The sequence below is a fragment of the Paenibacillus sp. 203 genome, from assembly GCF_037027525.1.
Taxonomy (GTDB): Bacteria; Bacillota; Bacilli; order Paenibacillales; family Paenibacillaceae; genus Paenibacillus; species Paenibacillus polymyxa_B.
The window spans coordinates 1-25,629 of record NZ_JAXCHD010000016.1 but is presented as its reverse complement, the minus strand read 5'-3'; the positions used below and the strand labels follow the sequence as shown (position 1 = coordinate 25,629).

The following is a 25,629-nucleotide window of genomic DNA, read 5'->3' as shown; positions in this document are numbered from 1 at the left end:
GGAGGATATTCACATCATGGAATAGGAGTGAATGAGATGAATGACATGCAGTTATATGATTTAACAAATGCGCAGAAGCGTATATGGTATACCGAATTACTCTACCCAGATACGTCAGTGTACCAGCTTTCCGGTACAGCTAAGATGAAGGGGCATATCAATATTGCTGCCTTTATGCAGTCCATTAATTTGATTATCAAACAGTATGATGCGTTCCGCATCCGTATTACCTCAGTGGATGGAGTGCCTCAGCAGTACGTTGTTCCTTATGAAGAGAGACAGTTGGAGTGCCTGGATCTTAGTCACTATGAAAGTGTATCTGAGGTGGAAGCCTTACTTGAGCAACACAAAAGAAACCCCTTGCCCCTGCTCGATTCTGAGCTCTTCCAGTTTTTAATTGTGAAGATTAGCGAGGAAGAGTATTGGATTAATATCAAGATGCACCATATTATTTCTGACGGAATATCAATGGTGGTCTATGGCAATCAGCTGACAGCATTTTATATGGAGTTAATTCAAGGAAATGAACCGGAGCTGGGCGACGATTGCTCGTATATTCAATATATTGCAGATGAGAATGCATACGAACTTTCTGACAGATACCAAAAGGATAAGGCTTACTGGCTGGATAAATTTTCTGATTTGCCTGAGCTTACGGGTTGGAAGTCATATAATCCGTTATCTTTAAGCACCCACGCCGTTCGGGAGCATTTTACCGTACCAGAAGTGCTATATCACGAGCTGCAAGCATTTTGCCAACAGAACAGAATTTCTTTGTTCCAGTTCTTCATGGGTGCGATGTATATCTACATACACAAAATGACGAATCAGCCGGATGTGGTGATTGGAACTTCGTTCGCTAACCGGGGGAACAAAAAAGAGAAGCAAAAGATAGGTATGTTCGTCAGCACCGCTGCTGCCAGAACATACGTCAAAAAGGATATAGATGTATTGAGCTTCCTGCAGGATGTAGCCAGAGATCAGATGTCAGTCCTGCGGCATCAGAAATATCCATACAATCAGTTAATTCAGGATCTTAGAGAAATGCATGGGAACAAGGATATTCAGCGGCTTTTTGGCGTTTCCATGGAATATCGTCTTATCAATTGGGTTGATTTGGATGATGTGCGTATTTTGACAGATTATGATTTCTGCGGGGATGAAGTGAACGATTTCGTGCTTCATATCGTAGAGATCCTGGATGAAGGCGAACTGGTACTGGATGTCGATTATCGGACAGAGCTGTTTGAACGCAGTGAAGTTAAGGACATGGTTTCCCAGTTGCTTACGATCGCCGAGCAGATCATTCATTCACCTCAGCTTTCTATTGCAGAGGTAAACTTATTGGGTGAACCAGAAGAGCAGTCCATTTTGGCTCTTTCGGAAGGCGCCGCAGTCGATTATCCACGTGAGAAGACCATCCATGGCTTATTCGAGGAACAAGCCGAGCGCACGCCAGATCACGTAGCCGTTCAGATGGACGAGCAGAGCATTACATACCAAGCTCTAAACGAGCAGGCTAACCAGCTTGCGAGATATTTGCGCTCCGAGGGAGTAGGAGCAGATACGCTCGTAGGGATTATGGCTGACCGTTCCTTGGAGATGGTCATCGGGATGTTGGCCATTTTGAAAGCAGGTGGTGCCTATGTACCGATTGACCCCGATTATCCCGAAGAACGTATCCATTATATGCTGGAGGATTCAGGTGTCCGTCTGTTGCTCACCCAAAGTCATCTATGGGAGAGCACCGCTTTTGACGGAAAGCTTGTGAGTCTGGACGAAGCTGCAACGTATACAGGAGATGCTTCCAATCTGGAGAGTATTTCGGGACCAAGCCATCTGGCCTATGTTATCTATACGTCGGGTACGACCGGCAAGCCGAAGGGCACGCTGATTGAACACAAAAATGTAGTTCGACTGCTCTTTAACGATAAAAATTTATTTGATTTCAACGCTCAGGATACGTGGACGCTGTTCCATTCGTTCTGCTTCGATTTCTCCGTTTGGGAGATGTACGGAGCGCTTCTTTACGGAGGGAAATTGGTGATTGTTCCATCTCTCACAGCCAAGAGCCCAGCAGCTTTCCTGGAGTTGTTGAAAGACAACCAAGTCACCATTTTGAATCAGACGCCGACGTATTTTTATCAGGTGCTACAGGAAGAGTTAACGCACTCCTCGACAGAGCTTGGCCTTAGAAAAATCATTTTTGGTGGAGAGGCTTTAAGTCCATCTCTTCTGAGGAACTGGCGGGTCAAGTATCCTGATGTGCAGCTGATTAATATGTACGGAATTACGGAAACAACAGTTCATGTCACCTATAAGGAAATCACGGAACATGAGATTGAAGCGGGGAAAAGCAATATTGGCAGAACGATCCCCACACTTAGCGCTTACATTCTCGATGAGCAAAGACGCCTTCAACCTGTTGGGGTTCCAGGAGAGTTATACATTGCGGGGGACGGTCTTGCCCGTGGGTATTTGAATCGGCCGGATTTGACGTCTGAGAAATTCGTTGAGCATCCGTATCGGGCGGGAGAGCGGCTGTACCGAACTGGGGATCTTGCTCGTTGGTTGCCTGATGGCAATATTGAATATTTGGGGCGGATCGACCATCAGGTCAAAATTCGCGGCTACCGAATTGAGCTTGGTGAGGTAGAAGCCCAAATTCTCAAGGCTCCAAGCGTACGAGAAACGATTGTCCTCGCACGGGAAGACGAGCAGGGCCAAAAATTGCTGTGCGCCTACTATGTAGCCTCAAGTGATCTTTCGCCGGGGGAATTGCGGTCTCAGCTGGCTGCGGAACTCCCCGCTTACATGATTCCTTCTTATTTTGTCCGGCTGGAGCAAATGCCGCTTACACCAAATGGCAAACTGGATCGCCGTGCGTTGCCGGCTCCTGAAAGCAGCGTACAATCCGGCGAGGCTTATTTGGCTCCGAGAACTGCTGTGGAAGCTCAGATGGTACTCATCTGGCAGGATATCTTGGGCGTTGCTCGTGTCGGTGTCAGAGATAATTTCTTTGAAATTGGTGGTCACTCTTTGCGGGCAACAGTGCTCGTTTCACGGATTCACAAAGAGTTGGGATGTAGCATTTCGCTGCGTGAGGTGTTTCAGTCACCTACGGTCGAATCCTTGGCGCAACTTGTGAAGAAACACATTCCGACCATGTACGAATCCATCCCACAGGCAACGGAAAGCGAAGCTTACCCAGTGTCCTCAGCGCAAAAGCGGTTATACGTGCTGAGACAGATGGACGGGGGAGAGCTCAGCTACAATATGCCAGGGGTCTTCACAGTGGATGGACCGTTGGATCGCACGCGGCTGGAGTCTGCGTTCCAGGCACTGATCCAGCGTCATGAATCCCTGAGAACCGGCTTTTATATGCAGGATGGAGAACTTGTTCAGCGTGTGCATAGGAATGTGCCGTTCGCGTTGGACTACACAGAGGCTTCGGTGGAGGAGACGGATACGCTCATTCACAACTTTATTCGTGCCTTTGATCTGAGCCAGGCTCCATTACTGCGTGTTAGCTTGGTGAAGCTCCGGGAGGAGCGTCATCTGTTGCTGTTTGATATGCATCACATCATTTCAGATGGGGTTTCTATTCAAATATTGATAGAGGAACTTACTCATTTGTATCAAGGAGAACAGCTACCAGAGCTGCACATCCAGTACAAGGATTATGCCGTATGGCAACGGGAACAGTCAGAGAACCAATGGCAAGATCTTGAGAAATATTGGCTGCAATCCTTTGAAGGAGAGTTGCCGGTATTGGATTTGCCTACAGACTTCCAACGACCTTCAGTTCGGAGCTTCGAGGGTAGCCGAATTGATTTTACATTGGATGAGCCTGGCAATAAGGCGATACAAGAGCTTGCATCCCGTACAGGTACTACACTGTATATGGTATTGCTGGCCGCTTATTCGGTACTACTGCACAAGTACACAGGACAGGAGGACATCGTCGTAGGTTCTCCAGTAGCCGGAAGACCGCAGGCTGAGCTTGAGGGCATCATCGGGATGTTTGTCAACACACTGGCCTTGCGCAGCTACCCGGCAGGAGATAAAACCTTTCAGGATTATCTTCTGGAAATCAAGGAAACGGCGCTCAAGGCGTTTGAGCATCAGGATTACCCTTTTGAAAAATTGGTCGAAAAGCTGGGCGTAGGACGTGATGTCAGCCGCAATCCGCTCTTTGACACCTTATTGGTATTACAAAATACCGAGCAGGAAGAGCAGGAAATGGACGGAGTGCACTTTACTCCTTACTTGATGGACACCGTCACAGCCAAATTTGACCTGTCCCTCAATGTAGAGGAGAAGGGGGCAAAATTAGCCTTTGGCCTCGAGTATAGTACGGCTTTATATCGGCGTGAAACCGTAGAGCGACTTGCAACGCACTTGCTCCGGGTTCTGCATGCAGTCTCGGCTAATCCTCAGTTGCAACTGGCCGAGATAGAAATGATCACACCGGAGGAGAAAGTACAGATCGTTGAAGTATTTAACGTGACATCGGCTCCTTATCCAAGGGACAAGACCATTCATGAGCTGTTCGTAGAACAAGTCAAGCGTACACCAGAGCAGACGGCGCTTGTATTCGGCGATGTCCAGCTAACGTACCTTGAATTGCAAGACAAGGCGAGCCGACTGGCCCAAACACTGCGTCGTTTGGGAACGTTGAGGGAGCAGCCTGTGGCCGTGATGGGCGGACGAAGCATCGAGATGGTCATTGGTATGCTCGCGGTGCTTCAAGCGGGTGGAGCCTATGTGCCGATTGATCCTGATTACCCGGAAGATCGGGTTCGTTATATGCTTAATGATTCCGACGCCAAGCTATTATTGGTGCAAAAGAGCGAGCTTATAAGTGTAGACTACGGTTTACCGATTGTCGATCTTAGCAGTGAAGAGGCCTATGCAGCTGAACCTGCCCAGCCGGAGACTGCTCAGGGATCGCAGGGGCTTGCTTATGTCATCTATACATCGGGTACGACGGGTAGACCAAAGGGCGTTATGGTTGAACATCGGAACGTAGTCCGTCTAGTCAAAGAGACCAACTATGTGGAGCTGAATGAATCCACACGAATTTTGCAAACAGGAGCCGTGGCCTTTGATGCTTCTACATTCGAAATATGGGGAGCGTTGCTCAACGGTGGGCAGCTCTATTTCGTGGAGAACGACGATATCCTGATTGCCGATAGGCTCAAAGCGGCCATTAACAAGTACGGGATTACAACAATGTGGCTCACTTCACCGCTTTTCAATCAGCTTTCCCTGCAGGATGAGTACCTGTTCAAAGGGCTAAAAACATTGCTGGTCGGCGGAGACGTACTGTCCATATCTCATATGAACCGTGTAATCGAGGCTAATCCTGATCTTGTCCCTATCAATGGCTATGGTCCGACAGAGAATACGACCTTCTCCACCACCTACAAGATTCTGGGTCGTGCCGAAGGGGTCGTGCCGATTGGCCGCCCAATTAGTAATTCTACCGCTTATGTGGTCAATGGATCGCTGCAATTACAGCCTATTGGTGCTTGGGGTGAACTCATTGTCGGCGGTGAAGGTGTAGCGCGCGGATATCTCAATCGTCCTGATCTCACAGCAGAGAAATTTGTTCCTAGTCCTGTTAAGGACGGAGAACCCTGCTACAGAACTGGGGATTTGGTACGCTGGCTTCCAGATGGGAATTTGGAGTTTAAAGGAAGAATTGATGAGCAGGTCAAAATACGTGGTTACCGCATCGAACTCCCTGAAATCGAGGCCCAACTGGCCAAGGTGGAGTCAGTAATCGACGCCGTAGTGGTCGTTCGCGCCGATGAGCTTGGCGAGAAGCAGCTTTGCGCTTATTATGTGGCGGATCGTACGCTCACGGCAGGCGAAGTACGCCTTTCCCTATCGCAGGTACTTCCAGGCTATATGATTCCATCCTACTTTATCCAGATGGATCGTATGCCATTAACGTCAAACGGAAAAGTGGACCGCAGGTCTCTGCCGGCTCCTCAAGTAGGCGCGCATACAGGACGGAAGTATACAGCTCCTCGTACACCGGCTGAGGAAGCTTTGGCATCTGTCTGGCAAGGGGTACTGGGTGCCGAACAGGTGGGTATCCATGACAATTTCTTTGAATTGGGTGGAGACTCCATAAAAGCTATTCAGGTGTCGTCACGGTTACTGCAGGCCGGCTATCGGTTAGAGATGAAGCAGCTGTTCAAATCGCCAACCATTGCCGAGCTAGGCGCGGAAATTCAAACGGCTGTGCATATGGCTGAACAGGGAGTTGTGCGTGGAACGACTCGCTTGACTCCAGTCCAACAGTGGTTCTTTGGACGGAAGCAGGCAGAGCCTCATCACTTCAATCAATCGGTTATGTTGTATCGTGAACAGGGATTTGAGGAAAAGGCCTTGCATCAGGTGCTAAGAAAACTCGCTGAGCATCATGACGCCCTTCGCATGGTTTTCCGTCAGACAGAGCATGGCTACGAAGCTTGGAATCGTGATCTTGAAGAAGGAGAGCTTTATAGCCTGTTCACCGCTGATTTACGGAATGAATCCGATCCGACTGCAGCCATTACATCGCTGTCGGATGACATTCAGCGCAGTATCAATCTGACAGAAGGTCCGCTGCTGAAGTTAGGACTTTTCCATTGTCAGGATGGAGACCACCTTCTAATCGTGATCCACCATTTGGTGGTGGACGGAGTATCCTGGCGGATTTTGTTCGAGGATATTGCAGCAGGTTATGAGCAGGTAATTCAAGGACAAGCACTGACATTCCCGCAGAAGACGGATTCCTTCCGTGACTGGGGAGACGCCCTTGCTCATTATTCGGAAGGTCCAGAAATGGCGACTCATCGGGCGTATTGGAGAGAGCTGGAGGATCAGCCACTCGAACAGTTGCCGAAGGATGAGGCTGTGGAAAGCCTTCTTTTACAGGATAGCAAAGTAGTAACAGCACAATGGACTCTAGAAGAAACCGACCAATTGTTGAGAAAAGCCCATCGTGCTTATCAAACAGAGACGAATGATCTGCTATTGACTGCTCTGGGCATGGCGGTATCCAAATGGTCTGGCATCGGAAAGGTTGCTGTGAATCTGGAAGGACACGGTCGTGAGCCGATTATACCGAATATCGACATCACCCGTACCGTAGGCTGGTTTACAAGTCAATATCCGGTGATTTTAGACTTGGGGAATAACCCGGAAGTGGCCTCCTTGATCAAGTCTGTGAAAGAAGGGCTGCGCCGAATTCCGAACAAAGGTATTGGCTACGGGTTGCTCAAAACGATGGCAAGTCAGTTGGATGAAGGCAGCTTCAGCTTGCAGCCTGAAATTTCTTTTAACTATCTGGGGCAATTTGATCAGGATTTGCAAGGAAGCTCGTTGCAGATTTCTCCTTATCCGACCGGAAGCGCGCAAAGCTTGTTGGAGGAACCGGCCTATACGCTAGATATCAATGGCATGGTGACGGACGGAGCCCTGACTCTGACGATTACTTATAACGGAAAACAGTATAAGTCATCTACGATGGAACAGCTCGCTGGATATATTGAAGAAAGCCTGCGGGAACTTCTCCAGCATTGCGTAACCCAAGAAAAAACCGTATTGACACCAAGCGACGTGCTTGCGAAGGGTCTGAGCATTGCCGATCTGGAGGAGCTTTCTAAGCAGACCAGCCACATAGGCGATATTGAGAATGTATATAGTCTGACGCCGATGCAGAAGGGCATGCTGTTCCATGATATGTTTGAGCCGCATACAGGTGCTTATTTTGAGCAGGCCGCCTTTGATTTTAAGGGTAGCTTTGATCCGATCGCCTTCGGGCACAGTCTGGATGCAGTAGTGGAGCGTCATGCTATCCTGCGCACGAACTTTTACAGCGGATGGGGCAGCGAGCCTTTGCAGGTTGTATTTCGACACAGAGGCGCTAAATTGGTGTACGAAGACCTGCGGGAGATGAATGCATCGCAGCGCCAAGCTTACCTGAAGACATTTGGTGCTAAGGACAAAGCACTGGGCTTCAACCTAGCTGAAGACGAGCTTCTCCGTGTATCCATTTTACAAACAGATGAAGAGAGCTTCCGTCTCTTATGGAGCTTTCACCACATCGTCATGGATGGGTGGTGTGTTCCGTTAATTACACAGGAGGTATTTGAACACTATTTTGCTCTCCTGGAAGGAAGAGAGCCGCAGTTGGCAGAGGTCCAACCGTACAGTCGATATATCGAATGGCTCGAACAGCAGGATGAAGCAGCTGCGTCCAACTATTGGAGCCGATATCTGGCCGGTTACGAGCAGCAGACGCTTTTACCTCAAGTCGGTGGAGCAAATAAGGGAGAAGGCTATATAGCAGAAAAGCTGAATTATCCTCTCAGCAGGGAATTGACTGGGTGCCTTGAAAAGGTGGCCAGGGATGCTCATGTCACGATGAATATATTGCTGCAGTCCCTCTGGGGCATTGCGCTTCAACGCTATAACGGTAGCCGAGATGTCGTGTACGGAAGTGTAGTATCAGGCAGACCAGCAGAAATTCCGGGCATTGATCGGATGATCGGTTTGTTCATCAATACGATTCCCGTTCGTGTGAAGACAGAGGAGAATCTCCCCTTCACAGTTCTGATGAAGCAGCAGCAGGAACAATATATGGCTTCTCATATGTATGACACCTACCCGCTGTTTGAGATTCAGGCTCAGACGGATCAGAAGCAGGATCTAATCTCCCATATTATGGTGTTTGAAAACTATCCTGTGGAAGAGGAGGTAGAGCGTCTAGGTGGTGGCGAGGCTGCCTTTGAGATTGAGGAAGCGGAACTTCTTGAGCAAACGAATTATGATTTTAATTTAATTGTCCTCCCTGGCGAAGAAATGAGATTGCTGTTCCAGTACAATGCACTTGTTTATGACCCAGTGACAATTGAACAAATCAAGGGCCATCTGGTTCACCTCATGGAACAAATTGTAGAGAACCCTGCCATTTCCGTGGATGCACTAGAATTAGTCACGCCGCAGGAGAGGGAACAGATTCTGAACGTATGGGGAAATACAAAAGGCATTTACGAGCACTGTAACACGTTCCACGGGCTGTTGGAGGAACAGGCGGGACGAACGCCGGATGCGACTGCCCTTTGGTTCGAGGATGAGATGCTAACCTATGCCGAGCTCAATGAAAAAGCCAACGGACTGGCGAGAAGGCTCCGTACTCAGGGAATCAAGACGGGAGATCTGGTGGGACTGATTGCTGAACGGTCGCTCCAAATGATCGTTGGGATCTACGGCATTATGAAAGCCGGGGGTGCCTATGTTCCAATCGATCCAGAGTATCCGAAAGAACGAATCAGTTACATGCTTGAAGATTCCGGGGCGAAGCTGATCCTTACACAGGCCCATCTTTTGGAGCATCTCGGATGGACGGAAAATGTTTTGCTGCTGGATGAATCATCGACCTATGATGCCGACACCTCGAATTTGGAGGCTACTGCTAGCCCGGATGATCTGGCTTATGTGATCTACACTTCAGGTACGACGGGTCAGCCTAAGGGCGTATTAATCGAGCATCGGGGACTACCAAATCTTTCGGACGTATACGGAACACACTTCGAAGTTACACCGCAGGATCGGATCGTTCAGTTTGCAAGTCTGTCGTTTGATGCATCGGTTTCGGAAATTTTAACGGCGCTGAGCCACGGGGCTGTTCTGTGCATCCCTTCTACACAAGATATTTTAGATCATGCCCTGTTCGAGCAGTTCATGAACGATAAGGGGATTACGGTAGCGACTTTGCCACCCGCTTACGCTATCCACCTTGATCCAGAGCGTTTGCCAACACTGCGGTGCCTGCTAACCGCTGGATCGGCCGCATCGGTCGAGTTGATCGAAGAATGGAGGAAGCATGTACGTTACTCTAATGGCTATGGCCCAACAGAGGACTCTGTATGCACCACAATCTGGTCTGTCCCGGACAGTGAGGAAGCAACGGATATTGTATCTATTGGACGACCTATTGCTAACCATAGTGTGTACATCTTGGATGACCATTTTAGATTGCAACCTGTCGGTGTAGCTGGAGAGCTATGCATTTCGAGTATCGGGTTAGCACGGGGGTATCATAATCGACCTGAGTTAATGGATGAGAAGTTCGTGGACAATCCATTTGCTCCAGGAGAGCGTATGTATCGGACGGGGGACCTGGTTCGCTGGTTACCGAATGGAACCATCGAGTACTTAGGTCGAATAGATCACCAAGTCAAAATCCGCGGCTACCGTATCGAGCTGGGCGAGGTAGAAGCACAAATGCTCAGAGTGCCGTCCGTTCAGGAAGTCGTAGCCATGGCTGTAGAGGGCGATGACGGCTACAAAGATCTAGTCGCTTACTTCGTAGCCGCTCAGAAACTTGAGGTATCCGAACTTCGGGCTGTTCTGTCGGAGATGTTACCTGGATATATGATCCCTTCCCGCTTCATACAACTGGAGGACATGCCTCTGACGTCGAACGGAAAAATCGACCGAAAAGCGCTGCAGGGCGAGCGTGGATGGGCAGCGGCTTCATCTGAGGCTCCGAGGACACCTGTGGAAATTCAATTAGCCGAAATCTGGCGAGAGGTGCTGGGTGTAGAGAGCGCGGGAGTGAAGGATAATTTCTTCCATTTTGGAGGTCATTCACTGCGTGCAGCTCTGCTAGTCTCACGAATTCGCAAGGAAATGAATCGCGAGATTAGTCTGAGAGCAGTGTTCGAGTCTCCTACTATTGAAGGATTGGCTCGTGCCATTGAGGGCTATACACCGCTGAATTTCGAAGAAATACCTACAGCCGGAGCGAGAGAGCATTATCCATTGTCCTCGGCCCAAAAACGACTGTTTATTCTAAGTCAGCTGGAAGGTGGAGAGCTGAGCTACAATATGCCGGGTATCCTTACCGTTGAGGGAGCTTTGGATCGGGAACGGCTAGAGCAGGCATTCCGTCGTCTAATTCATCGTCATGGTTCGCTGCGAACTCGTTTTGTGACTGTGAACGGTGAACCTGTACAGCAGCTCCTGACGGATGTTCCGTTTACTGTGGAATATGCGGAGTTGAGCGAGGAAGAGGCAGGAGCTACCCTTCAGCAGTTCGTCCGTCCTTTTGATTTAGGTGTAGCTCCATTGCTGCGGGTCGGCCTTATTCGAATTGCACATGAGCGCCATTTGCTATTGTTTGACATGCACCATATTGTCTCAGATGGGGTTTCTATGAATATTCTCATAGAAGAGTTTCTCCGTTTCTACCAAGAGGAGGACGTATTTCCTGAGCTACAGATCCAGTACACAGACTATGCTGTATGGCAGCAAGAGCAGCTCGGAAGCGAGCGTCTTAAGGCCCAGGAAGCTTACTGGCTGGATGCTTTCCGTGGAAGCTTGCCAGTGCTGGATTTGCCAGGAGATGAAGTTCGCCCTGCGGTGCGAAGCTTTGCGGGCGATCGAATCGACTTCCAAATTGATTCTTCTCTGAGTGCTTCACTTCAGGAGTTGGCTACCCGAACGGGTTCCACTCTGTTCATGGTACTGCTGGCAGCCTATACAGCGCTCTTGCACAAGTACACAGGTCAGGAAGATGTCATCGTCGGTTCACCTGTGGCAGGAAGATCTCATGCGACACTCGAAGGCCTCATCGGTATGTTCGTCGGCACAGTGGCACTTCGTACTTATCCAGAAGGAGAGAAGCCTTTCGAGGCTTATCTGCAGGAAGTGAAGGAAACAGCGCTGCGGGCCTATGAAAACCAGGATTACCCGTTCGAGGAGCTGGTAGAAAAGCTGGAGCTTCAGCGTGATTTGAGCCGTAACCCGCTATTTGATACCATGTTTGTCCTGCAAAATATTGAGCAGGGAGAACAAGAAATAGAAGGATTGCGCTTCACTCCTTACGATAATGTACATCCGGCTGCCAAATTCGATCTTACGCTGACCGTGAGTGAGGCAGACGGAGCATTGAACTGCACGCTTGAGTATGCGACTGCGATCTACAAGCAAGAGACTGCTGAGCGGATGGCAGGCCACTTTGTACAGCTTATTCGGGAAGCCATCGCCAATCCGGCACTGCCGTTGTCATCCCTTGATATCGTGACACCTCAGGAAAAATCAAGGCTGATGAAAGCACCGGACGAAGCCAAGGCAGATTATCCTCGTGACAAGACGATCCATGCGCTGTTCGAGGAGCAGGCCGCACGTACTCCGAATGCAGTGGCAGTCGTATGTGAAGATGCAACCTTGTCCTACAGCGAGCTGAACGAGCAGGCCAATGGACTTGCCCGAACGCTGAGGGAACGTGGTTTGCAACCAGACGGTTTGGCTGGAATTATGGCGGATCGTTCCCTTGAAATGGTGGTCGGAATTTTAGCCATCTTGAAGGCAGGCGGGGCCTATGTCCCTGTAGACCCTGAATATCCAGAGGACCGCATTCGCTTTATGCTTGAGGATTCGGGAGCCAAGCTACTGCTGACACAAGCGCGTCTGGAGCAACGTGTCTCCTTCGCCGGGGATATCGTAAGTCTGGACAAAACGGCTTCCTACAAGGAGGATGTCTCAAACCTGCAGCCTGCAGCCGGACCGGAGCATCTTGCCTACGTCATCTACACATCGGGTACGACAGGCAAGCCAAAGGGAACACTGATTGAGCATAAAAATGTAGTTCGCTTGCTCTTTAATGATAAAAATATGTTTGACTTTGGTCCTCAGGATACGTGGACACTGTTCCATTCATTCTGTTTTGACTTCTCTGTATGGGAAATGTACGGAGCATTGCTGAACGGAGGACGGTTGGTCATCGTTCCATCGCTTACCGCGAAGAGTCCAGATCGTTTCTTGCAATTGCTTAAGGATCAGAAGGTCACCGTTTTGAACCAGACACCGACGTACTTCTACCAGTTGCTACAGGAAGAGCTCGGTCATCAAGCGGCAGAACTGACCCTCCGTATGATTATCTTCGGTGGAGAGGCATTAGCCCCGGCCCTACTCAAGGACTGGAGAACGAAGTATCCGCAAGTGCAGCTCATTAACATGTACGGCATTACCGAAACGACCGTGCATGTAACCTACAAGGAAATCACAGAGTTGGAAATTGAACAGGGCCGCAGCAATATCGGCACCACGATTCCGACGCTGCGAGCGTACATTTTGGATGAACAATGCCGTCCACAGCCGATTGGCATTCCAGGTGAACTCTATGTGGCGGGCGTAGGTCTGGCGCGAGGTTATCTGAACCGACCGGAATTGACGGAAGAGAAGTTTGTCGCTCATCCGTTTGAAGCGGGCGAGCGCATGTACCGCTCGGGTGACTTGGCACGCTGGTTGCCGGATGGCAGCATGGAGTATTTGGGACGGATTGACCATCAGGTAAAAATCCGTGGTTACCGTATCGAGCTGGGCGAAGTGGAAGCGAAGCTGCTCCATGCTCCGTCTGTAAGGGAGGCCGTTGTGCTCGCCCGAGAGGATGGAAGTGGACAAAAAGTGCTTGTCGGCTATTTCACTGCCGATCAGATGCTGACGGTAGGCGAGTTGAGAAAAGCCTTGGCTGCCGAACTGCCGACTTATATGATTCCATCTTACTTTATGCAATTGGAACAGATGCCTTTGACGCCAAATGGCAAGCTGGATCGCAAAGCGCTTCCGGCTCCAGAGGCCAATGTGCAGACTGGAGCGGTTTATGAACCGCCAAGGACGAAGACTGAGGAAGCCTTGGCTTCCGTATGGCAAGGTGTGCTGGGAGCGCAGCAGGTCGGCATCCATGATCATTTCTTTGATCTGGGTGGTGATTCCATCAAGGCGATCCAAGTGTCCTCGAGATTGTTCCAAGCCGGATATAAATTAGAGATGAAGGATCTCTTCAAATATCCGACAATTGCCGAGCTAAGCCCGTATCTTCAGGCAGCCGGACGTACAGCGGAACAGGGCGAAATTAAAGGTGCAGCAGAGTTAATGCCCATTCAGCGTTGGTTCTTTGAACGCCATACAGCGGAGCCGCACCATTATAATCATGCCGTCATGCTCTATCGGAAAGACGGCTTTGATGAAGCTGCACTCCGGTTGACAATGGACCAAATTGCGATCCATCATGATGCGCTGCGTATGGTTTTCCGGTCTACAGAAGCTGGGTATGCAGCTTGGAATCGGGGAACGGACGAAGGCGAGCTCTACACATTGGACATTGCCGATGTGCGGCAGGCGGAAGACCAGACAGCTGCAGTTCAGGCCCAAGCCGATGCCATTCAGGCAAGCTTTGACTTGGAAGGTGGCCCACTGTTCAAGCTAGGCCTGTTCCATTGTGACGATGGCGATCATTTGTTGATTGTCATTCATCACCTCTTGGTTGACGGCGTATCCTGGCGCATCCTGTTTGAGGACATTGCAGCGGGGTACGAGCAGGCATTGAATGGACAAGCAATCGTCCTTCCACAAAAGACCGATTCGTATCTTGTATGGTCTGAGCAAGCGACGAAGTATGCAGCAGGGCCTGCTCTGGACAAGGAGCGTGCATACTGGCAGCTGATCGAGGAGGCGATTTTGGCCCGACTGCCGAAGGATGAGGATCAGAAGCCGGGCACCATCCGGGATACTGAATCGGTTACGGTAACGTGGTCTGCGCAGGAAACTGATCTGCTGTTGCGGCAAGCGAACCGGGCGTATCATACGGAGACAAACGACTTGCTCTTGACTGCTCTGGGGGCAGCCATTCAGCGCTGGACAGGCATGGAGCAGATTTTGGTCAATCTTGAAGGGCATGGACGGGAAATGATCGTACCAGACCTGGATATTACCCGTACCGTGGGTTGGTTCACAACCCAGTATCCGGTTCTGCTGAACCTGCAAGGCGGACAGGAAGTATCTGCGCGCATCAAGCGCATCAAGGAGAATTTGCGAGAGGTTCCGCACAAAGGAATCGGTTACGGTCTTCTGAAGTATATGGCACCGGAGAAAAGTGTCAGATTTGGCGTGGAGCCGGAAATTTCCTTCAATTATCTTGGGCAGTTTGATCAGGATCTGGAGGGTAATGCCCTTAGCCTATCCACACATTCAGTTGGTAAGGCGCTCAGCGACCTCACACCACAGCAATATGCTCTGGATGTGAATGGCATGATTGCTGAAGGCCAGCTATCACTGACGATTACGTACAGCAGCAGGCAGTATCGTAACGAGACGGTGAGTCATTTTGCTGAATTATTACAGTCAAGCCTTAGTGAGGTCATCCGTCATTGTGTGGCTCAGGAGCGTTCACAGCTTACACCAAGTGATGTTCTGTTCCAAGGATTAACATTGGAGCAGCTTGATCGACTCACGGCGCAGACGGCTCACATCGGAGAGATTGAGGATGTGTACAAGCTGACGCCAATGCAGAAGGGAATGCTGTTTCACAGCCTGCTGGAGCCGGACTCCTCTTCATACTTCGAACAGGCAACGTTTGAGCTGCGTGGTAGCTTCGATGTAGATATCTTCTTCGAGAGCTTCCAGGCTTTGGTGCAGCGACATGCCATACTACGTACCGGATTTTACAACAACATTGCTGATGTACCGCTGCAAGTTGCCTTTAAGCAACGGTTAATCCCTCTGCACTACGTAGATTTGCGCGACGCATCTATGCAGGAACAAGAAGCCCGAATCAAGGCTTATATTGCTGAAGATATGGTTAAGGGGTTCAGCTTGTCAGAAGATCCGCTGATGCGGGTGACCGTCTTGCAGAAGGATCAAAGCTGTCTTGTATTGTGGAGCTTCCACCATATTGTCATGGATGGCTGGTGTATCCCGATCATTACACAGGAGCTGTTCGATTATTATTCTGCCAAGAAACAGCAAGTACAGCCTGTCCTACCGCCAGCTCAGCCCTATAGCCGTTATATCGAGTGGCTTGATGCACAGGATGATCAAGAAGCTTCAACATATTGGAGCCAATATCTTGAAGATTATGACGGGAACACCGTATTGCCGGAAGGTAAAACGAAATCTCAAGCAAAAGAAGCGGGCTATGTTCTAAAAGAGCATGTTCTCCATCTGGGTGCATCTTTGACAGGTAAAATGGATGTGGTCGCGAAGCGCAATCACGTAACCGTCAATACACTCATGCAGACAGCTTGGGGACTGATTCTTCAACGTTATAATGCCAGCTCGGATGTCGTTTTCGGCGGCGTTGTGTCGGGTAGACCCGCTGAGATTGCAGGGATCGAAAATATGGTGGGTCTGTTCATCAATACAGTACCTATCCGTGTACAGTCATCCAAAAACGAAGCCTTTGTCGAAGTGATGAAACGTACACAGGCACAGTCATTGGCTGGTCGTGCCTACGACACCTATCCACTGTATGAGATTCAGGGGAAAACAACCCAAAAGCAGGACCTGATTTCTCATATTATGATCTTTGAAAATTACCCGCTCGACGAGCAGGTGGAGCAATCGGGTAACCAAACGGAGGACAATCTCGAAGTTGCCAACTTCACCATGTTTGAACAAACCAACTATGACTTTAACCTGGTTGTGATTCCAGGCGAAGACATCAAGGTCTGCATTCGCTATAATGCTTCGGTTTACGAGCAAGAAAGCATTGCACGTATCGGAGGACACTTGTTGCAGATGCTCGATCAGGTGGCTGTTCGTCCGCAGGCGACGATACAGGAACTGGAGATTGTAACATCCGAGGAACGGATGAACCTGCTTGACTGGGGCGGCAAGGCACATACCTATCCAAGTGATCAGGGTCTGCATACCTTGTTTGAAGAACAGGTTGTCCGTACGCCGGATAAGATTGCGGCTGTAAATGGGGACACTCAGATTACGTATCGGGAGCTGAACGAGCAGGCGAACAGACTAGCTTCTACCTTGATAGACCAAGGACTACGGAGTGAACAAGTGGTAGGCCTGTTGGCAGATCGGTCTGTAGAGCTGCTTGTCGCCATCATGGGTGTGCTCAAAGCGGGTGGAGCCTATGTACCTATTGATCCTGAATATCCGCAGGAGCGGATTCAGTATATTCTGAAGGATTCTGGCGCTGAAATTCTGCTCACACAGAGCCACCTGACGGAGTTAGCCTCATTTGAGGGGACGGTTATGGAATTGGATTCCCCGCACATTTACGGAACCGAGGTGGATAATCCCAATATTCCTGTTGGAGGAAACGATCTGGTGTACTTAATCTATACCTCGGGTACAACCGGAAATCCGAAGGGAACCATGATTAACCACAAAGGGATCGTGAACTACATCTGGTGGGCCAATAAGGTCTATTGTGCTGGAAAACCAACGGATTTCCCGTTGTATTCATCCATTTCCTTTGACTTGACGATGACATCGATCTTTACTCCATTAATTAACGGAGGAATAGTACGGATTTATGATGGCATAGATAAGGCGGAGGTTGTTCAGCATATTTTGCGCGAAAATGCGGTGGATATTCTCAAGCTGACGCCGACGCATCTCAGTCTGATTAAAGATATGACCATTCCAGCAGAAAGTCGCATTCAGCAGCTCATTGTAGGTGGAGAGAATCTGACCACACATTTGTCAAAAACGATTACCGACCTCTTTGGTGGCAATATCAAAATCTACAATGAATATGGTCCAACCGAAACCGTCGTCGGTTGCATGATTCACCTGTACGATCCTGCGAAGGATATACGTGAATCCGTACCGATTGGTTTGCCGTCAGACAATATATACATTCATATCCTGGATGATCAGCTTCGTCTCGTACCGTTAGGCGTGGAGGGCGAAATGTACATCGCCGGGGACGGGGTAGCCCGTGGATATCTGAACCGTCCTGAGCTTACCGCAGATAAATTCATTAGAAATCCGTTCGCTGCGGAAGGAAATATGTATCGCACCGGAGATTTGGCTCGTCGCCTTCCTAATGGAGACATTGAGTACATTGGACGCATTGACCATCAAGTTAAAATACGGGGCTATCGTATTGAGCTTGGTGAGATTGAGGCCAAGTTGCTGGATATCCCACTTGTCGAGGAAGCTCTCGTTGTTGCGTGGGCAGATGCTCATGGGCAGAAATCGCTGTGTGCTTACTTTGTAGCTAATCGCGAAATGTCTGTCAGCGAGCTGAGAGACGAACTGTCTGCCGGACTGCCTGCATATATGATTCCGTCTTACTTTGTCCAACTGGACGTGATGCCTCTGACACCGAATGGTAAGCTGGATCGCAAGGCACTGCCTGAACCGAACTCGGGCATCAAGGCGGGAGCAGACTTTACCGCTCCGCGCACGGATGTGGAGAACATTTTAGCTTCAATCTGGCAGGGTGTACTCGGCGTGCCGCTTGTCGGCATTCATGATAATTTCTTTGAGCTTGGAGGTGACTCGATCAAATCCATTCAAGTATCCTCAAGGCTTCTTCAAGCAGGCTATAAGCTTGAAATGAAGGATTTGTTCGGTTATCCGACAATTGCAGAGCTGGCACAGCGCGTTAGTGTGGTCAGCCGAATTGCGGACCAAAGCGAGATACACGGAGCGGTAAGACTGGGACCTGCTCAGCACAGATTTTTCGATGAACAGTCGATGGATCTGCATCACTTTAATCAGTCGGTCATGTTGTACCGACGGGATGGCTTCAATACCGATGCGCTCGCCGAGGTTGTTCGGAAAATTGCAGAGCATCATGATGCTTTACGACTGGTGTTCCGCCAAGGAGAGCAGGGATTGGAGGCCTGGAACCGGAGCATGGGTGAGGGTGAGCTCTATAGCCTCCAGATCCACGATTTGCGGGATGAGACAGACCCGGCTTCAGCAATAGAAGCAGGTGCGGAAGCCATTCAGCGCAGCATCTCTCTGGAGGATGGACCTCTCTTTAGACTGGGTCTGTTCCGCTGTGCGGAAGGCGAACATCTGTTGATCGTTATTCATCATCTGGCTGTGGATGGCGTATCCTGGCGTATTCTCTTTGAGGACCTGCAGGATGGCTACGAGCAGGCAGCACGTGGAGAAGCGGTCAAGCTTCCACAGAAGACGGATTCGTACCGTGCATGGGTTGAGGGAATCACACAATTTGCGAATAGTCTGGCGGCTGAACAAGAACGCAGCTATTGGGCAGAGGTAGAGGGAGATGGCTTTGTCCCTCTTCCCAAAGACAAGGTAGACGGCGCTCTTCTCATCAAAGACAGTGAGGCTGTCACGGTGAGATGGTCACCAGAAGAGACAGAGCAGTTCCTGAAAGAAGCGAACCGCACTTACAATACGGAGGTCAACGATCTGCTCCTGACGGCTCTGGGTATGGCTGTTCACGAGTGGACGGGAATCGAACGTGTAGGCATCCTTCTGGAGGGACATGGACGGGAGCCTGTTGTGCCGGAACTGGATATTACTCGCACAATAGGCTGGTTTACAAGTCAATACCCTGTCGCCCTTGAGATGGGAGGGGAATTGGAGATCGGCGCCAGAATCAAGCACGTCAAGGAAGGCTTGCGTCGTATCCCGAACAAAGGTGTCGGATATGGTATTTTGAAATATTTAAGTGACGGTTCCGATGTCTCCTCCTTCTCGACTGAACCTGAGATTACCTTCAACTACTTGGGACAGTTCGACCAGGATCTTGCAGAGGGGGTCATGGAAGTATCGTCTTACTCAGTAGGACCTGAGGTCAGTGAGCAGATGGTGCAGCATCAGGCATTGAACATTAATGGACTGATTGCCGAAGGACAGCTTCAACTTTCGGTCAGCTATAACCGTCATCAGCTCGACGGGGAGTCCGTGACTAAGTTTGTTGGTATTCTGAAGAACCGTCTCAGCGAAGTCATTGGACATTGCGTAAGTAAGGAAAGAACAGAACTTACACCAAGCGATGTACTCCTCAAAGATATCAGCTTAGAAAAGATTGAGGAGATAGAAGAGCAGACACGGCATATCGGCAGTATTGAAAATATGTATAAACTGACGCCGATGCAAAAAGGAATGTTGTTCCACAGCTTGCTGGAGCCTCATTCGGAAGTCTACTTTGAGCAGGCCAAATTTGAAATTCAGGGAGCATTCTATCCTGAGGATTTCAAACGCAGCTTAAAATATCTGATGAAACGGCATGCCATATTGAGAACCAATTTCCACGCCGGGTGGGGCGATTTCCCTATTCAGATTGTGTTCAAAGAAAGAGCGTGTGACTTCGTATACGAAGATCTGCACAAGCTGGAATCCGCTGAAATAGAAGCGCGTCTTGCAGCTTATGTTGCCCAAGACAAAGCAAGAGGCTTTAATCTTGCGAATGAAGCCTTGCTGCGAGTTGCTATCCTACGTACTGCAAAAGAGCATTACCATCTGTTGTGGAGCTCTCATCACATCATTTTGGATGGCTGGTGTATGCCGCTTGTGCTCCAGGAAGTGTTTGAAACATACGGAGCTCTACGTGAGCAAAGGGAACCTGAGCTTCCTGCAGCAGCATCGTACAGCCAGTACATTCAATGGTTGGAGAAGCAAGGTGAGGAAGAGGCATCCTCTTACTGGAGAGGGTACCTGGAAGGCTACGAGCAGCAGACGAAGCTTCCACAAGCCATCACACAGCCATCAGCAAAAGCAGAAGCCTATGTGTCGGAGAAGCTAGTATTCACGTTGGATGCGGAATTGACCGATCGCCTGGAACAGGTGGCCAAACAGCATCAGGTGACGATGAATACATTGATGCAAGCAGCCTGGGGAATCGTGTTGCAGCGCTACAATAGAAGCCAGGATATCGTCTTCGGAAGTGTAGTATCGGGGAGACCTGCCGAGATTCCGGGTATCGAAAGTATGATCGGTCTCTTTATCAATACAGTTCCGGTTCGGGTTCAGGCCGAGGGAAGTGATTCGTTCTCCCATGTGATGAAAAGACAGCAGGAATTATATTTGGCAGGACATGCTTATGATTCCTATCCGCTCTATGAGATTCAAGCACAGAGCGAACAAAAGCAAGATTTGATTTCTCATATTATGGTGTTCGAAAATTACCCGGTAGAAGAGCATCTGGAAGAGAAAATTTCCAGTGAAGAGGCTGAATACAGAATTACGGATGTTCAGATGTTTGAACAGACGAATTATGATTTTAACCTCATTGTGCTGCCGGGCCGTAATCTGGAGTTCTTGTACCGTTACAATGCCCGCGTCTATGATCGGAAGAGCGTGGAACGCATTCAAGGACACTTGACGAGAATTCTGACAAGCGTTGCTGTTCAACCTACCATCCGTATTGATGAGCTGGAGTTGATCACGCCAGAAGAGAAATCGCAGATTATAGAGGTGTGGGGCGATACAGCAGCTCCTTATCCGCGTGAGCAGACCCTTCACGGTATATTTGAGGAAAAAGCAGCGCTCACACCGGATCGTACAGCACTTATTTACGGTGAAACGGAGCTTACCTATGGAGAACTCGATCAGCAGGCGAACCGTCTCGCACGTACGCTGCGTGCCCAAGGGGTCAGACCGGACCAACCAGTCGGCATCATGGTCGAGCGCTCGCTTGAGATGATCATTGGTATTCATGCCATTCTAAAAGCTGGCGGGGCCTATGTACCGATTGATCCGGAGTTCCCAGAAGATCGTATTCGCCACATGCTGGAGGATTCGGGAGCGAAGCTTCTGCTGACGAAGAACCATCTCAAAGATCGTTTTCCGTTCACTGGCACGATCCTGGCACTTGATGATCCGCAGGCGTATCATGCGGATAGCTCGAATCTGGAGCCAATTGCGGGGCCGGAGCATCTGGCGTATATCATTTACACGTCAGGTTCAACTGGCAAGCCGAAAGGGGTAATGATTGAGCATCGCGCTGCCGTCCATACGCTGAGTCAGTTGGAAGCTGAATATCCGATGTTGGCAGGCGACCGTTTCCTGCTCAAAACGACATTCACCTTTGACTTCTCCGTGCCGGAGCTGTTCTGCTGGTTCTTTGGACAAGGGACTCTTGTGATCCTGCCACAAGGCGTGGACAAAGACCCGACGGCACTGCTAGAGGCCGTGGATACGAACCGTATCACGCATCTCAATTTGGTGCCTTCGATGCTCAGTGTGCTCGTCCAATATTTGAAAGAAAGCAGTACCCAAGGGTTCCTTACTCTGAAGTATCTGTTTGCCTGCGGCGAGACGCTGCCTGCCAAACTTGTGGAAGAGTATTATAAAGTATCTCCTTACGCAGTACTGGAAAACATCTACGGTCCTACGGAAGCAGCTGTATATGCGACTCGGTATACAACGAGCCTTGAGACTGCAGCTCTAACGCATGTGCCTATCGGCAAACCGTACGCTAACGTCCAAGTATGGATGATAGACGGCGCCTCTCAGGTATCACCAGTAGGTGTACCAGGAGAACTGTGTATTGCAGGCGAAGGGGTAGCGCGGGGGTATTTCAACCAGCCGGATCTGACGGCAGAGAAGTTCATTCCTCACCCGTACAAACCGGGAGCACGAATTTACCGAACAGGCGATTTGGCCCGATGGCTGCCAGACGGGAATATTGAGTATTTGGGGCGGATCGATCACCAGGTAAAAATCCGCGGTTACCGCATTGAGCTGGGAGAAGTGGAAGCACAAATTCTGAAGGTGCCATCGGTGCAGGAAGCGGTTGTTCTAGCACTGGCTGACTCCACCGGAAGTACTCAACTTTGTGCATACTTTGTGGCCGAAGAGGGGCTTGCAGCGGGCGTACTACGCGAGGCACTGGCCAGCGAGCTGCCAAGCTACATGATTCCGACTGCTTTCGTACAGTTGGCACAAATGCCACTGAATCCGAATGGCAAATTGGATCGCAAAGCGCTACCGGCACCGGAAACCCTTCTGCGGAGCACAGCGGAGTATATCGCGCCGCGTACGCAGACAGAAGTAGAGCTCGCTCAGATTTGGTCTGAGGTGCTCGGCGTACAGGAAATCGGGATCAGGGATCATTTCTTCGAACTTGGGGGCCATTCCCTGAAAGTATTGGGCTTGATCCAAAGGATCTCGTCCAGTATGGGCGTCCATCTCCCACTCCAGGCCGTGTTTAATCTGCCGACTGTGGAAGAAATGGCGCATGAAATTTTCAAGCTGCAGGCAACGAATGCTGCGGATGAACAAGAAATGGAAATTATCCGCTTCCCAGGGAAAGGAACACTTAAAGTATTTTGCTTCCCTCCACGGGTAGGCCACTCTCTGGGGTACTATGAGATGGCCAAGGAGCTGGAAGGGCTTTGCGAGGTGTACGGAATGGAATTTATCGGCGATCGGTACCAGGGTCAAGATATGCTGGATCGATACATTGATGCCATTGTGGATATTCAAGCAGAGGGCCCATATGTATTTCTGGGATACTCACTTGGAGGAAATCTCGCCTTCGAGGTAGCTAAAGCCATGGAAAGCCGAGGTCACCATGTTGGCGACATTATTATGGTAGATGCTATGAGAAAGATGTCCAAGGATGAATCGACACCAGAGGAGCTCGAAGAGATTGTCGAGACGGTACTGGACAGCATCAGGGACCAGTACAAAGCATTCCTCGCCGATCCAGTGGACAGGGAGCGAGTCATGGACAAAATGTTGGTGTACTCCACCTACCGCGATGAGCTTATTAACGCAGGTGAAGTTCATGCGAATATCCATGCTCTGATTGCAGAGGATGATAGTATTGGTCCAGATACATCATTAGATAAATTGTTATGGCAACAGGCGACACTTGGTCAATACAAAGAATACGAAGTCATCGGAACGCATGATGTGCTGCTTGATTCCGGTTTTATCGGGGAAAATGCTAAAGTACTGAGACAGATACTTGGCAAGGTCACAGAGGCTTCATCTAATAACAAGCCCATTTTGTCCTAAGCTCAATCAAGCATAATAAGTGTTAGGCAGCAAAGACGCCCGGATTCCTTTATTATAGAAGGAACTCGGGCGTCTTTTGTTTTTTTAAGCTGTCCTTAACATATAAAGTCCCTAATCATCTGTGTATGCTTTAGACGTGGTTGACTGAAAGTGACTGGTGTTGGTGATGAGTTCACGGATGACTTGGATGACAAGATCCGGTTGATCATGGATGATCATATGCTCGCTTTTCTTGGCAACAATTAATTTGCTGTTTGTAGAGATGTTAAGCATCTCGCGCTGTCCGATTTGCCAGCTTTGTTCAATCTGATTATTTCCGCGTTTACTAATACCGAACTGAGTCAAATCTTGTTGAATGCCCCGAGCAATTACACGTACAGGGAGATTACCCAGATGTTGTCCCCGTATGGCATCTTCGGTAGTGCTCGCTAGGTCACCCTCCTCTGCAACAGACCGAAAGTATTTAGAAGAAGCGACAATATTCACAAAAGATTTTCTATCTTGATATTCGACCCGACCCGTCAGCATAAAATTGGGGAACAGGCGAAAAGCCCCTGATTTTTCTAGGAGAATGGATATTAACGGGGAGGGATTGGCCTTAGGCCGTTCCTTGGCATAGATCTTATTTGTCCGTCGGGCGTCATTCTCAGGCCTGGCATCCACCAGAACCAATCCTGCCACTTCGTCTCTGTACGTCTGCGCGTACAGTCTTGAGTACATCCCCCCGAGGGAATGACCTACAAGGATATAAGGAGGTCGGATGTCCGCATTCTTTAGAGCAGTATGAAGCTCCCGAACGATGTTTTCCCCGGTGCGTGGTGTATTTGCCTCCTCGCTCCATGCATAGCCTGCCCGATCATAGGATACAACGGTGGCGAATGATGACAGCTTTTCGGGAATATCTCTCCAGGAGAGGCTACTTTCCCCGCTCCCTGATTCAAGCAATATTGTTGGAGAACCGTTACCGAGTTTACGAATATGAAGTCGATAGCCCCCGGCATCGACCAATTCCCCCGGAGGTGGGTATTGTGATTTATCCTTCTTGGATGCAATCCACTCATACACAAATCCGGAGATCACGAAAAGCAATAAGCAAGAGATGATAAGAAGCACAATTCTCGTCCATGTTTGCCTTCGTTGCTTCATTAGAAAATCTACTCCTCTATACAGCTATAATTAATCATTACCTAAAGTTGCGTGAAACAATAGCTGCTACTGTATGGTTTGTGGCTAGCTCCTTATCTTTTTACCCATCCTTTCTTTGTCAAATCATCAATATTAAAGAAAAAAACAGAATATGCACTTGAGTTGTAATGAGCAACCCGCGTATTCTTGATCATTGAATGGATATCACGTCGTTCTTGGATGCGGATAACTAAGTCCATTTGGCAAAAGTACAGTGTACACAGGGTAAAATTACAACAATAAAGATAGTAAAAACTATTCATTAAAAAGGGTTGCATTTAAATATGCAGAATGGTATACTCTAATTCCGGCCAAGAAATACGATATTGCGAGCGAGTGTTTCAAAAAAAGATTCTAAAAAATGCTTGCAAAGTTGGTTCGGACATGATATGATATAAGAGTTGATGAGGCGACAAACTGAATCAACGAGAAAAGATGTTTGATCTTTGAAAACTGAACAACGAGTGAGTAAAGCGATTTTGCTTGCAAAATCAAACAAGAGATATTTTTATCTCGTCAGTTTCAAAATGAGCTTATCGCTCTTTCTATAAACCAACTTCGGTTGGTCTTTAATGGAGAGTTTGATCCTGGCTCAGGACGAACGCTGGCGGCGTGCCTAATACATGCAAGTCGAGCGGGGTTATGTAGAAGCTTGCTTCTACATAACCTAGCGGCGGACGG

General features: G+C 49.2%; 2 protein-coding genes and 1 rRNA gene. 2 read left to right on the top strand and 1 reads right to left on the bottom strand.

Going from position 1 to position 25,629, the window contains the following annotated elements:
* The first annotated feature begins 36 nt into the window (after positions 1-36).
* Entirely contained in the window at positions 37-23,763 is a 23,727-nt protein-coding gene (locus WA407_RS24095) for a non-ribosomal peptide synthase/polyketide synthase (RefSeq protein WP_336078573.1), read from the top strand.
* A gap of 111 nt (positions 23,764-23,874) precedes the next feature.
* Here the strand turns inward: WA407_RS24095 and WA407_RS24090 are convergent, their stop codons facing one another.
* Positions 23,875-24,909 (bottom strand): alpha/beta fold hydrolase, encoded by a 1,035-nt coding sequence (locus WA407_RS24090; protein WP_336078572.1) that lies wholly within the window; start codon positions 24,907-24,909, stop codon positions 23,875-23,877.
* A gap of 608 nt (positions 24,910-25,517) precedes the next feature.
* Between WA407_RS24090 and WA407_RS24085 the strand changes: the two genes are divergently transcribed.
* Positions 25,518-25,629 (top strand): 16S ribosomal RNA (locus tag WA407_RS24085); the annotation flags it as partial.